Annotated in this window: 11 protein-coding genes; 2 read left to right on the top strand and 9 right to left on the bottom strand. The window is 42.4% G+C overall.

What is annotated here, in order from left to right; genetic code table 11:
• Nucleotides 1-31 precede the first annotated feature (31 nt).
• Both AC1MCB_RS10345 and AC1MCB_RS10340 read left to right on the top strand, forming a co-directional pair.
• Nucleotides 32-895: an AMP nucleosidase gene (locus AC1MCB_RS10345; protein WP_479968676.1), complete on the top strand. Its 864-nt coding sequence runs from the start codon at nt 32-34 to the stop codon at nt 893-895.
• Nucleotides 896-1,017: 122 nt separating this feature from the next.
• The gene (locus AC1MCB_RS10340) at nt 1,018-2,379 is read left to right on the top strand and encodes a pyridoxal-phosphate dependent enzyme (RefSeq protein ID WP_479968730.1); all 1,362 of its coding nucleotides are present in this window, start codon (nt 1,018-1,020) and stop codon (nt 2,377-2,379) included.
• A 4-nt stretch (nt 2,380-2,383) separates the two neighbouring features.
• On the opposite strand, the gene AC1MCB_RS10335 is transcribed toward AC1MCB_RS10340, so the two are convergent.
• From AC1MCB_RS10335 to AC1MCB_RS10295, 9 genes are all read right to left on the bottom strand, one after another.
• Entirely contained in the window at nt 2,384-3,913 is a 1,530-nt protein-coding gene (locus AC1MCB_RS10335) for a cellulose synthase family protein (protein ID WP_479968675.1), read from the bottom strand.
• A 14-nt stretch (nt 3,914-3,927) separates the two neighbouring features.
• Nucleotides 3,928-4,668: a glycosyltransferase family 2 protein gene (locus tag AC1MCB_RS10330; RefSeq protein ID WP_479968674.1), complete on the bottom strand. Its 741-nt coding sequence runs from the start codon at nt 4,666-4,668 to the stop codon at nt 3,928-3,930.
• A gap of 11 nt (nt 4,669-4,679) precedes the next feature.
• Nucleotides 4,680-6,008, bottom strand: coding sequence for a 4Fe-4S binding protein (locus AC1MCB_RS10325; protein ID WP_479968673.1), 1,329 nt, complete (start codon nt 6,006-6,008; stop codon nt 4,680-4,682).
• A 5-nt stretch (nt 6,009-6,013) separates the two neighbouring features.
• Nucleotides 6,014-7,315, bottom strand: coding sequence for an NAD(P)/FAD-dependent oxidoreductase (locus AC1MCB_RS10320; protein ID WP_479968672.1), 1,302 nt, complete (start codon nt 7,313-7,315; stop codon nt 6,014-6,016).
• Nucleotides 7,316-7,376: 61 nt separating this feature from the next.
• Nucleotides 7,377-8,186 (bottom strand): DUF547 domain-containing protein, encoded by an 810-nt coding sequence (locus AC1MCB_RS10315; protein WP_479968671.1) that lies wholly within the window; start codon nt 8,184-8,186, stop codon nt 7,377-7,379.
• Between the two features lie 17 nt (nt 8,187-8,203).
• On the bottom strand, nt 8,204-9,073 hold the full coding sequence (locus AC1MCB_RS10310) for a hypothetical protein (protein ID WP_479968670.1): 870 nt from the start codon (nt 9,071-9,073) through the stop codon (nt 8,204-8,206).
• Nucleotides 9,074-9,164: 91 nt separating this feature from the next.
• A complete protein-coding gene (locus AC1MCB_RS10305) occupies nt 9,165-9,734 on the bottom strand; it encodes a glycosyltransferase family 39 protein (protein WP_479968669.1) in 570 nt (189 codons plus the stop codon).
• A 68-nt stretch (nt 9,735-9,802) separates the two neighbouring features.
• Complete coding sequence (gene murA / locus AC1MCB_RS10300; RefSeq protein ID WP_479968668.1) at nt 9,803-11,128, bottom strand: UDP-N-acetylglucosamine 1-carboxyvinyltransferase; 1,326 nt, start codon at nt 11,126-11,128, stop codon at nt 9,803-9,805.
• Nucleotides 11,129-11,227: 99 nt separating this feature from the next.
• Nucleotides 11,228-11,899, bottom strand: coding sequence for a DUF4290 domain-containing protein (locus AC1MCB_RS10295; protein ID WP_479968667.1), 672 nt, complete (start codon nt 11,897-11,899; stop codon nt 11,228-11,230).
• Between the last annotated feature and the right edge of the window lie 189 nt (nt 11,900-12,088).

The raw sequence follows: 12,088 nt of genomic DNA, 5'->3' as shown, positions 1-12,088 counted from the left end.
TCAAAATTGATCTTAGAAAATATATATAAGTATGAATGAAGAAAAAGAGGTTAAGCAAGATCCTGAAATCGTTAAGCAATCCAAGAAAGTAAAAGAAGTCAATACTGCGGTTAAGAAAGGATTGAAGAACAAAGAAGATATTGTCAATAATTGGCTTCCGCGTTACACTGGTCGCCCGTTGAGTGATTTTACAGGCTTTATTTTGCTGACTAATTTTTCTGGGTATTTAACGCTTTTTTCTGAGTGGCACGAAGATGCTCCAATTATGGGTCTTAATAAGCCGATGCAAAGTGTAAGCGCTGACGGCATCACAATTATTAATTTTGGAATGGGTAGTCCGATGGCTGCTACCATGATGGACTTGTTAAGCGCAATTAAACCGAAAGCAGTATTATTCTTGGGTAAATGCGGAGGGCTGAAACGTAAAAATAAGATTGGTGATTTAATTCTTCCTATTGCTGCGATCAGGGGTGAAGGAACCTCCAATGACTACTTTCCGCCTGAGGTACCCGCTTTACCTGCGTTTGCATTGCAGAAAGCAATCTCAACAACCATTCGCGACCTTGCAAGCGATTATTGGACTGGTACGGTTTACACTACCAACCGACGCGTTTGGGAACACGACAAGAAATTCAAAAAATATCTGAATAGCTTAAGAGCTATGGCTGTTGACATGGAAACCGCCACCATTTTCACAACGGGTTTTGCGAATAAAATTCCTACAGGTGCTTTATTACTTGTCTCAGATCAGCCAATGATTCCGGAAGGCGTGAAAACCGCAGAAAGCGATTCGAAAGTAACAGAGAAGTTTGTAGAAACTCACCTTAGGGTGGGTATTGAATCATTAAGACAATTAATCAACAACGGGCTAACTGTTAAACATTTGAAATTCTAGTTAGATATGAGGTTTTGGACATTAGATATGATATAACAAGTACATAAGTATATCTTGCACCCAATCTGAAATTAGTAATTTTGAATTTTTAACACCTCATGCTCAAATCTCACACCTCAACTATGTGGTACAATAATATTTTGGAAACCATTGGTAACACACCGATGGTTAAATTAAATAACATTACCAGGGACATTAAAGCAACGGTTCTGGCAAAGATAGAGACCACTAATCCTGGCAATTCCATCAAAGATCGTATGGCGGTCAAAATGATAGAAGATGCGGAGAGATCGGGCAAACTTAAGCCTGGAGGAACTATTATTGAAGGTACTTCCGGCAACACAGGGATGGGCCTGGCTATGGCTGCTGTAATAAAGGGCTATAAATGTATTTTTACGACCACCGATAAGCAATCGAAGGAGAAGGTTGACGCATTGCGGGCTTTTGGTGCCGAGGTAATTGTTTGTCCGACAAACGTTGACCCTGAAGATCCAAGATCTTACTATTCTGTTTCAAGCCGACTGGAAAAGGAGGTTCCTAATTCCTGGAAGCCCAATCAGTATGATAATCTATCCAATTCTGAAGCACACTATCAGCAGACAGGTCCCGAGATTTGGGAACAGACGGAAGGAAAGATCACTCATCTGGTGGTTGGTGTAGGTACCGGCGGGACAATCTCCGGCACGGGAAGATATCTCAAGGAAAAGAATCCGAACATCAAGGTATGGGGGATTGATACTTATGGCTCTGTTTTTAAGAAATACAAAGAAACGGGTGAGTTTGATAAGAATGAGATCTATCCCTATATCACTGAAGGTATTGGTGAAGATTTTCTACCTGCAAACGTTGATTTCAATGTGATTGATCGTTTTGAAAAAGTTACAGACAAAGATGCTGCTCTGATGACTCGTGACATTACGCTGAAAGAAGGAATATTCGCCGGAAATTCGACGGGCGCCGCGGTCGCGGGCTTGTTGCAGTTGAAACATGAGCTTAATGAAAGTGATGTTGTTGTTATTATCTTTCCTGATCATGGTTCCCGCTACATGGGTAAAATGTTTAACGAAGATTGGCTGCGTGAGAGGGGGTTTTTAACTGACGAAAAACTTACTGCCAGTACAATATTGGCTAACCGTGCAAACCATGAAATTGTAACTATTGATTGCGAGAAAACTGTTCTGGAAGCGATTAATACAATAAAAACGCTGAATATTTCTCAAATACCAGTTACGCAGCAGGGAATGATAATTGGTAAAATAACCGAAAGTGACATACTTGATGCCGTAATGGAAAATCCGTCGACCAAATCAAGCAGTGTGAAGGCTATCATGACGCCAACTTTTCCTTTTGTTGACTTAAATACTTCAGTCGATAAGATTTCAGCGATGATAAATAAAGACAACTCAGCTGTATTAGTTGAAGATACAGAAGGCAAAATTGAAATAATTACCCAGTACGATATTATCAGTGCGCTTTCAGCATAGCGTTCTAATTTTTAACCGGATAAAGCTCAACAGCGATGGATTTAGGTCTGTCGCTGTTTTTGCTTACACGCCTTAATGGTTGCAGACGTTCCATATAAGAAAAATACAAGATAACCCCGAAACCAGATAACATCATCAGGTGATAGGCTATGAACCCGATATCCCTGAAATAAACTCCCGCTGCAACGGCAAAGGCGAAGTATACGAAAAGGAAGATCTCAGGAAGTTCCCGGAAAGCACTTTTTTGCAGGTTATAGCTGCTATTAATTATTTGCTTTCCGTCTCCTGCCTTGAATTTAGGGGTTCGAACAAAGGATGTTTTCTTACCGACCACGCCCTGCAGAATTGCTGTAGAGTTATGATAGGATAAGCCTAATGAAACAAGTATAGCCATTGGGAATACTTGATATGTTTCTTTGATGGAGTTCACAAACGTCTTCTTTTCCACCCACACGGTAACAAAGCAATAGATGAAGTTGATCATAAAGATTGAGAAGAAAAGCGAGTTCAGCTTGAAATAGAGATTGAATTCTGGTGACAGGTTCTTAATGAACATTGCCGGAACACTGAAAATGCTACTCATTAAAATGAATACATACACATAATTGCTTAGGAGATGGAAGGAACCGAATATTTTTACGGGTAAAGAAACTTTGCATTTCCACAGATTCCCCAGGAGCTTTTTTGACGTTTCAATCCCCCCTTTGATCCACCGGAATTGTTGTGTCTTCACCGAGTTAAGTAGAAAGGGGAGTTCAGCAGGAGTTATTATGTCCGGACAATAATTCAGCTTCCACCCGCGCATCTGTGCACGATAGCTTAAGTCAAGGTCTTCAGTCAGTGTGTCAAACTGCCAGCCCCCGGCATCAACAATACAGATTTTTCGCCAGATGCCTGCTGTCCCGTTAAAATTAATGAATAAACCTGCCTTGTCGCGCCCTTGCTGATCAATGATAAAATGGCCATTAAGACCTAGCTCCTGCACCCGGGTGAGCCATGATTGCGATGCGTTTATGTGACCCCATCGAGTTTGAACGAGCCCTATCTTTTCATTCGTAAAGTAGGGGAGAGTTTTAATCAGAAAGTCGGGATGCGGTTCAAAGTCTGCATCAAATATAACCAGGAATTCACCGCTGCTCTCGATAAGACCCCGCTGCAGCGCTCCTGCTTTATAACCCTGACGATTTTCCCGGCGCAAATGTTTAATATTAAAGCCACGTCCGGTTAGCTTGATCACTTCTTCTATGCAAATATCGCGTGTTTCGTCGGTGGAGTCGTCCAGGATCTGAATCTCCATTTTTTCTCTGGGATAATCAAGCATAGCCACAGATCTTAAGAGACGTTTGATCACGTATCGTTCGTTGTACACTGGTAGCTGTACGGTGATGAACGGAAGATCAAGCGGAGGTGAAGGCTTATGTGTTTTACCTTTGTTGCGCAAAAAAAGGATCAGAAGAGAAAGCTGTCCGATCCCAAAGACTACGATAAAAAAGATGGACAGAAAATAGAATATGAGTACGATGATCTCCCACATAATTGCCGGCTAAGCTATAAGTTTCGGAAAATGGTGAGTAGGATCTTATAGCCTGCAAGTACCGTTCCCTTTACAGTTCCGGAAACCTTGCTAACCCCGATCCGCTTCCGGTAGCTAACCGGTACTTCGGTACAGCGCAGGTTTAGCTTCGCTGCTTTTACCTGCATTTCTACGGTCCAGCCATAGGTCTTATCCTGCATATCGATGTTATTCAAAGCGCTCCAGCGGATTGCGCGGAAAGGTCCGAGATCAGAAAATTGAACGTTGTAAAAAAGTTTGATCAGACGGGTTGCAAGCCAGTTGCCGAATACTTGCTGTGGAAGCATCGACCCGTCCTCACGTTGCTGACTTAATCTGGCACCTATAACCAGGTCCGATATGTTATCGAGTATCGGGTTGATGAGCAATTCCATTTCTTTTGGAAAGTCGGAATAATCACCATCCAGGAAAACAATGAGGTCATCGTTAGTCAATTCTGCTTTTATATATTCTATGCCTTTGAGGCAAGCGTAGCCATAACCCTTGCGAGGCTCATTTATGACGGTCGCGCCCGCACTTTTAGCAAGCAGGCTCGTGTTATCGGTGGATCCGTTATCTATAACGATAATCTCCGTTACCAGGTCTTTGGGAATGTCACGAATAACGCTGCCGATCGATTTGCTCTCGTTGAACGCCGGTATCAGAACATAACATTTATGCAAAGCTGTTAGAATGGGCGGCTTCTCTAAGAAAGCATCACTTGGTGCAAAGTGCATAGTCATAAGGTTTAGATCTCCTTGTCCTCTGGACGGACATACTTATCAAACCGTCCATTCTCAGTTAAGTTTTCCAACTTTAATACTCCCCGGGGGCACACTGTTGCGCAAATGCCACAACCTACACATGAAGCGCGGATCACATTTTCTCCTTTTTGAGCATAAGCCCGTACGTCAATCCCCATTTCACAGTAAGTGGAGCAATTACCACAGGAAATGCACTGACCCCCATTAGTGGTAATGCGGAACCGTGACTTAAAACGCTGAATAATTCCCAGAATAGCAGCCATCGGGCAACCGAACCGGCACCATACCCGCGGTCCCATGATAGGATAGAAGCCGGTTCCAATGACGCCGGAGAAGATTGAGCCAATAAAGAAACCGTACCACCCAGCCAGCGTCCCGGAAATGCCACCGAGCAATTCACCTTCTTTAAAGGAGTTTATCCAGAGTACGGCTGTTGTAATTGTAATCAATATGAGTATCGGATAAATTAGCCAGCGTTCAACTTTCCAGGCTTTCAAAGATTTATTTGACAAGTGCCGATAAGGATCTCCTGCGGTTTCCGCCAGTCCACCACAACCGCATACCCAGGAACAGTACCATCGTTTTCCATATTTGAAAGTTAAGATAGGGGTGGCTATGAAGGTCATTAAGGCACCCCAAAACACCATGAAGATGCCGAGATTTCCCGAAGAAATAAGTGAGCCCACATCATTTGGAAACAGGTATGAATACTTTAATGGCCAGAAGTACGAAAAGTAGAACTCAGGCTGATTGAGCTTTTCTAAAAAGGCTGGGAGAAGGAAAGCAAATCCAAGCTGAAAAAACATCACAGAAATGGTTCGAACGATCTGATACCGGCTATGTCGATATTTGCCAATAAATTTCACTCCCATAATTAAAATGGCCAGCGTATAGAACATGCTGTACATAAACCACTGGTTCGACTCTTTCCCTCTTAATAGAAAGCTAAGCGGATCCGACATTCTAATTAATCCCTCTAATAAATATGGAAACCAATATAGGATGATATAGAAACCGGTGATAAAAATCGCCGTACCCCATGCCACTGCGCCGCGATTGGTCAGGCCGTTTTGCATAATCCCATTGTTTTTAATTCCTGGTATGGCTTTGAAATAGGGGAGTGAATAAATTATTCCCCCTAAAGTTAACAGACTGGTGGTCAGTAAAAAGAAACTGACCGGGAATCGGCTGCCCATACCGAATGAAGCAACCAGGAACGACAACAGACCGAGGGCAGCTAAGGTAGATCCCAGCTTTTGGAAAGGATGACTCTCACCAGGATCAGCTATCGACAATGATTTGTACTCTGACATATTTGTTAGTTAACAGCAATCGGTTTAAAATCAGTACATGCTAAAAAAGCATTTAAAATATCTTTATAAAGAGGTTTTGAGAGTTCAGTTTGGAACCAGCCAGTTTTCAACTCCCTAATACATTGGTCAACCGGTTTTTTATTGCGAATCCATTCTTCTGCTATCGCCTGTCTGAAACGAATCCCCAAGAAATTAAATCCAACAATAGTCCGGTCGTGCCTGTTATAAGTTGCTCTGAAAGCTGCCCTGCCATTCGGATGTTCCCAAAAGAAACTATCCTGATGTTCATTCAGCTCCGGGAGCATTAATCCATAAGTCTGGTATTCGATATCGAGAAATTTGGCGGAGTTAAACCAGATTCCTCGTTGGTAAGCCGTACGTTTTCCACAAAGCGTTTTAGCTAATGTTTCTGCCTGCATCTTACCGGTGTACCAAAGTTGTTCTACCGCGGGATGATTAGGTTGCGGATCGTTAAACTCGGCACAATCACCGGCTGCATAAATATCAGGGATGTTTGTTTCTAAGAATTCGTTCACCAATACTCCACGGTTCAACTGAATTCCGGTATTAGCCAGGAAACCTACATTAGGTGTAACTCCAGCAGTTAAGCCAACGAACTGACAGGGAATTTCATCGCCCGCAAGCGTTATCACACTTTTAACACTTCCATTCTCATCGGCTCTGATCTCTTGAAGTTCAGTTTGAAGGAGTAGGTTTATGTGATGTTCACGAATATGATTGCTGACAAATTTTGCTTCTTCCACGGGTAAAACGTTTGACCAGTAATAATTTTCCCTGACCATAAAGTGTACTTTGATCTGGCGGCTTAAAAGCATTTCAGCCATCTCAATACCAATCAGGCCACCGCCGACAATCACGGCTTCGGAAATATAGGCGGTGTTAAACTCCATATCCTCCAAATCTCTCAAGGAATACAGTCCCTGGACACCTTTTAAGTTTTCCCCCTTCCAGCCCAACTTATTAGGTGCAGATCCCGATGCAATAATAAGTTTATCGTAATGTAGGGTGCGGCCATCGTCAAGGGATATAACCTTAAAATCAATATTTAGATCTTTTACAGTTGCCTGAACCAAGTCTATGCGGTTCTTTTCCCAAAACCAGTCCTCATACGGTTTGGTATGCTCGTACTTCATATGACCCATGTAGATATACATCAGAGCAGTACGTGAGAAAAAGTATTTTGATTCTCCCGAGACTACAGTGATTTCTGCAGAGATGTGCATTCGGCGGAGATTAATCGCGCAGGTAATACCGGTTATGCCGTTTCCTATTATAACTATATGCATAGCATGTATTTCAAATATACGATGTTGGGAGATCGAGATTTATGAAGCATAACTCTCCAATCTACTCATTCAGATTCCAGTTATAATCTATAAAATTAAGCTTTGCACCGCCGTTAATCTTAATCTTCGAATATTTATTCAGATAATCAACCAAAGAGCCGCTCAGAGTGAAGTCGCTTGAATACCATTCAAAAATTTGAGATAGCCGCAGACTATCAGCACTGATTATATTTTTCTTTGGGTCGTTTATAAACTCCATTGCCATCAGATCCATCGTCTGGGTAATATTTTCAGCTGTGTAAGCTCTGTTCCATAAACGGGGGCAGGAGTAGGAAGCGCAGTTGATCACAAAATGTATACGCGGATCAAATAGTTCTTTAAGAAGCTTGGTGTTCTCAATATTGTATAAAGATAGTTCCTCACGATCAAAAGAATAACGAAGCTTCTCTATCCAAACCTGACTACTGCCAGCTAATTTAGCGAACGGGGATCTGGCATTTCGAATATCCTTAATGGATCTTACCGGGTAATTTCTTACAACCATATCGACTGTGAATGCGTTATATGCGTTTATCCAGTAAGCCAGTTGCTCTTTTTTCGGATAGCGTTTAATTGGAATTTTGCCAAGGTATCTTAAATAAGCATCCAGCTTCTTAGCATCCGATTTGAATCCTGTATAATTAACTTTTCCCTTGTCAGAAACGTTCTTTTTAAGCAGCAGATCCCATTCTGAATGATCAACCTGGTTAGACTTTAAACCATTAGCCATGACGGGGAATCCCAGTATGCTATTGCCAGTTAACGAAACGAGCAAGGTAATCAGGCAGGCTATAGTCTTCATGTTATATTTCAGATACGGTGATTTAGTCATCAAAGATCTTATACAGTTCAATTTAATGCTTCAAGGCGATGTTGCTGATAAATGGGTAGAATGCTCTCGATGGGATAAGACAACAGATATACTGACGTTCCTTTTTCCCTGGCATAGGGATTTTTAATCTCTGAGATCTTACGTACTTTCTTGAAGGCTGGTTCGAGATCATCCGGATATTCATCATCAATGTAAATCAAGTGCCGCGTATTGATCCTCTCCGGTGCCCATAAAGCATAGCTGCTGCTTAAACAGATCGTTGCGGGAAAAGCATACTTTCTGCGATAGTGATCAAGCGCTCCCGCCTGCCCGTAATTGTTTGCAAAAATGGTGGTACGCTGGCGTTCGTTCTCCGGTATCATTCGGTACGTTTTCGATACTTCGACGCTTAATTCCTCCCATCCGAGCATGTCCGCATAATCCTGCGTAGTCGCATGTAGTTGCTGATCTTCCCATTTCAGTGGAAATGTAAGTTTCATTTCATCTGACATGAACTCGAAGAATTTAAGAGTTGCTCCAAAAGGAAGAATTGGTATAGCGATCGGAAGAAAGATAATGCAGGGTAACAGGATGAGACTTATTGCTGCATATTTTAAAGGATTCTGTAGCCGCGAAAGTATTCTGCTAACCGCGATACCACCTACAGCAAACAATACGGGGTAGGCACCAAAGCTGTAATATGATTTACCCTGTAATGCGATTAGTAGGACAATTACAACGAGATATCCCCAAGCTAAGAACCGGAATCGTTTTAACGGCCTTGAAATAAACAGATAGACAAATCCGGTAATCCAGATGATGGAGGCTGTAGCATGCACAAGGAGCTGCTGCAGGACAAAATCGATAGGATTGATAAAGTTTAACTGGGTATCCCTGAGTTCATTCATGTGTTTGAGAACCGGAAAATCTCTGTTTATCTGCCACAATAAGTTTGGAAGAAATATGAGAAATGCTATTCCTGCGGCCCCTAGCCATGCCCTATTTAACAAAACCTAGCAACAGAGCTACAACTAGGGCAAGTATGTAGAATGCCATCGTATATTTATTAAGCATTCCCAAACCGGCCGTGAAACCCAAAGCATATAGGTACTGATTTCTATAAGTCTTGATATACCTGATCAGCAGATAACCTGCCATTATCCAGAAAAATTGATCGATAACTACTGGCTGCAAAAGGTAGCCTGAAGCCAGAAAAGCAGGAGAAACGATCATCGCGAGACAGGCTATAACTATCCCCAGGCGTTTCCCATTTAATTCAAGAACGGTTAACCCGGTAAGAAATACGATTAACGCACCAAATAAAGTAGAGATGACACGGACAGCGAACACACTATCCCCGAAAACGTTAGTTGACAACCATGAGACACCCGCGATGAAAGGAGGAACTTCCTGATAGCCCCAATCTAAATGTTCTCCGAGCGCCATGTAAAGAAACTCATCGCGGTGAAAGCCGAAGTTGCTGTTGGCTAAAAAATGAAGCGTTAATTTAAGACATGTGAACAGCAGTATAACTGAGAATTCTTTACGATTTCGTTTGTAAAACGACATGTAGCTTTGGAGTTGGTCAACTAAAACTACACAAAAAAGCCTTGCAAATGCAAGGCTTATACAATATGTTAATGGGTGGGCGCACTCGCAGTAACCCTGCGAATATCAGCTCCCAAAGCTCTCAGACGAATGTCAATATCCTGGTAGCCTCGTTCAATCTGTTCAATATTGTGAATAACCGATGTGCCGCTGGCTGAGAGAGCTGCAATAAGCAGCGATACTCCAGCCCGGATATCCGGTGAGGTCATTTCAATGCCTTTAAGCTTTACCTTCTTGTCCAGCCCGATAACAGTAGCCCGGTGCGGATCGCACAGGATGATCTGAGCTCCCATATCAATCAGCTTGTCAACAAAAAATAAGCGACTTTCAAACATCTTCTGGTGAATCAGCACATTGCCTTTAGCTTGCGTCGCAACTACCAGCATAATACTTAGTAGATCGGGTGTGAAACCAGGCCACGGCGCATCAGCCAGTGTCAGAATTGAACCATCGATGAAGGTGTCGATTTCGTAGTGTTTTTGAGATGGAATATAGATATCGTCACCGCGTAACTCGAACTTGATTCCGAGACGACGGAAAACATCAGGTATAATGCCCAGTTCATTAAACTGAACATCTTTGATGGTGATCTCCGATTCGGTCATTGCAGCCAGTCCGATGAAAGAGCCGATCTCGATCATGTCAGGCAAGAGGCGATGTTCGGTTCCTCCAAGTTCTTTAACGCCTTCTATTGTCAGCAGATTTGAACCGATACCCGAGATCTTTGCACCCATGCGGTTAAGCATTTTACAAAGCTGCTGTAAATAAGGCTCACAGGCAGCGTTATAAATAGTAGTTGTGCCCTTGGCTAGTACGGCGGCCATAACCACGTTAGCGGTGCCGGTTACAGAGGCTTCATCAAGTAAAATGTAAGCTCCCTGCAAATTGCTGGCGTCAACATTGAAGAAGTTGGTTTTTTTGTCATAATCAAATCTTGCTCCCAGTTTCTCGAAACCTAAAAAGTGAGTATCGAGCCTGCGTCGGCCGATCTTATCGCCACCAGGTTTAGGGATAGCAGCCTTTCCATATCTGCCAAGAAGTGGACCCACGATCATAATCGATCCGCGTAAACTTCCGCCTTTAGCTTTAAAAGTATCTGATCTGAAGAAGTCCAGGTTAATATCTTTGGCTTTGAAAGTGTAAGTGTCTTTTTCAAGGCGCTCAACTTCAACACCCAGATCGCTGATCAGTTCGATGAGCTTATTTACATCCTTAATATCTGGAATATTGCTGATCGTTACTTTTTCTTTGGTAAGAAGTACCGCCGCAATCACTTGTAAGGCTTCGTTTTTTGCGCCTTGCGGAATGATCTCACCTTTTAATGGCTTGCCGCCGACTATTTCAAATGCGTTCATGTAAATTCGTAAAAATGTTGCTTTCTATCTATAATTTCTAACTGTTAAAGACAGAAAATGTAGGAAGTTTCTGAAGTATCAGTGGCATAAATTAATCAGTTAATAGCGTTTCCCGCCATTACTCCGTTGCGGCCTGTTATTACCTGGATTATTGCGGTTGCTGTTCCGGTTTTTGTTCTGATTAGTATTAGTGCGTTGACGGTTTACTGGCGTCGGTGGGCGGAACTCTACCCGGTTTAAATTAACATTCTCCTGAAGCTGCAGATCGCCGTTTGACATCTCCCGCAGATCTTTAATAATGGTTTCATCTGCCACCGTATCCTTGTTCCACGTCACATAAGCCATCTTCATAAAGTTGGCTATTGCCTGGATCATATGTTGCTTGCGCGCCGGTTCTTCAATTGCACGTGCCTTGCTGATCATCAATTCCACAGTTTTTCCATAGTGCTTATACCGTATACGCTGTTGCGGGTAAGCTAAAGGAGCTGGTTTAAAACGGATCGCATCTTCAGAAGGCTTTGGATAGGGAGAGTCCACATCAATCTTAAAATTAGATATGATGTGCAAATGATCCCATAGCTTATGTTTGAAATCAGCTACATCTCTTAAGTGCGGATTCAAGAAACCCATCAGGTCGATCACCACCTGCGCATATCGGTTGCGCTCTTCCTTAGTTGGTAGTTCAACAATATACTTTACCATATTCTGCACATTGCGGCCGTACTCGGCAAGGATCAGCTTCCTTCTGGTGGTATTATAATCAAATGTCATTTACTGTTATTTATAAACTGTTGAGGAAACAGGAATAAGTGTTAAAACGGGAATTAAATTAATAAATTTTACTTAGGGTTTCCTTATAATCATGCTGGATGACTATTTAAGTATGTTGGCAAATACAAGCTAACATTAGGCGGAGGTAAATATAAGTTATTTTCTTATACACTTAAAGTTCCCCCCGCG

Source organism: Daejeonella sp. AP26 (assembly GCF_056680515.1).
The sequence above is the reverse complement of the archived record's forward strand: the minus strand, read 5'-3'. Positions and strand labels throughout refer to the sequence as shown.

Bases quoted from the DNA above. Each gene is read 5' to 3' on its own strand.
- AC1MCB_RS10345 (WP_479968676.1), top strand. From the start codon at position 32: ATGAATGAAGAAAAAGAGGTTAAGCAAGATCCTGAAATCGTTAAGCAA.
- AC1MCB_RS10340 (WP_479968730.1), top strand. From the start codon at position 1,018: ATGTGGTACAATAATATTTTGGAAACCATTGGTAACACACCGATGGTT.
- AC1MCB_RS10335 (WP_479968675.1), bottom strand. From the start codon at position 3,913: ATGTGGGAGATCATCGTACTCATATTCTATTTTCTGTCCATCTTTTTT.
- AC1MCB_RS10330 (WP_479968674.1), bottom strand. From the start codon at position 4,668: ATGCACTTTGCACCAAGTGATGCTTTCTTAGAGAAGCCGCCCATTCTA.
- AC1MCB_RS10325 (WP_479968673.1), bottom strand. From the start codon at position 6,008: ATGTCAGAGTACAAATCATTGTCGATAGCTGATCCTGGTGAGAGTCAT.
- AC1MCB_RS10320 (WP_479968672.1), bottom strand. From the start codon at position 7,315: ATGCATATAGTTATAATAGGAAACGGCATAACCGGTATTACCTGCGCG.
- AC1MCB_RS10315 (WP_479968671.1), bottom strand. From the start codon at position 8,186: ATGACTAAATCACCGTATCTGAAATATAACATGAAGACTATAGCCTGC.
- AC1MCB_RS10310 (WP_479968670.1), bottom strand. From the start codon at position 9,073: ATGAATGAACTCAGGGATACCCAGTTAAACTTTATCAATCCTATCGAT.
- AC1MCB_RS10305 (WP_479968669.1), bottom strand. From the start codon at position 9,734: ATGTCGTTTTACAAACGAAATCGTAAAGAATTCTCAGTTATACTGCTG.
- murA (WP_479968668.1), bottom strand. From the start codon at position 11,128: ATGAACGCATTTGAAATAGTCGGCGGCAAGCCATTAAAAGGTGAGATC.
- AC1MCB_RS10295 (WP_479968667.1), bottom strand. From the start codon at position 11,899: ATGACATTTGATTATAATACCACCAGAAGGAAGCTGATCCTTGCCGAG.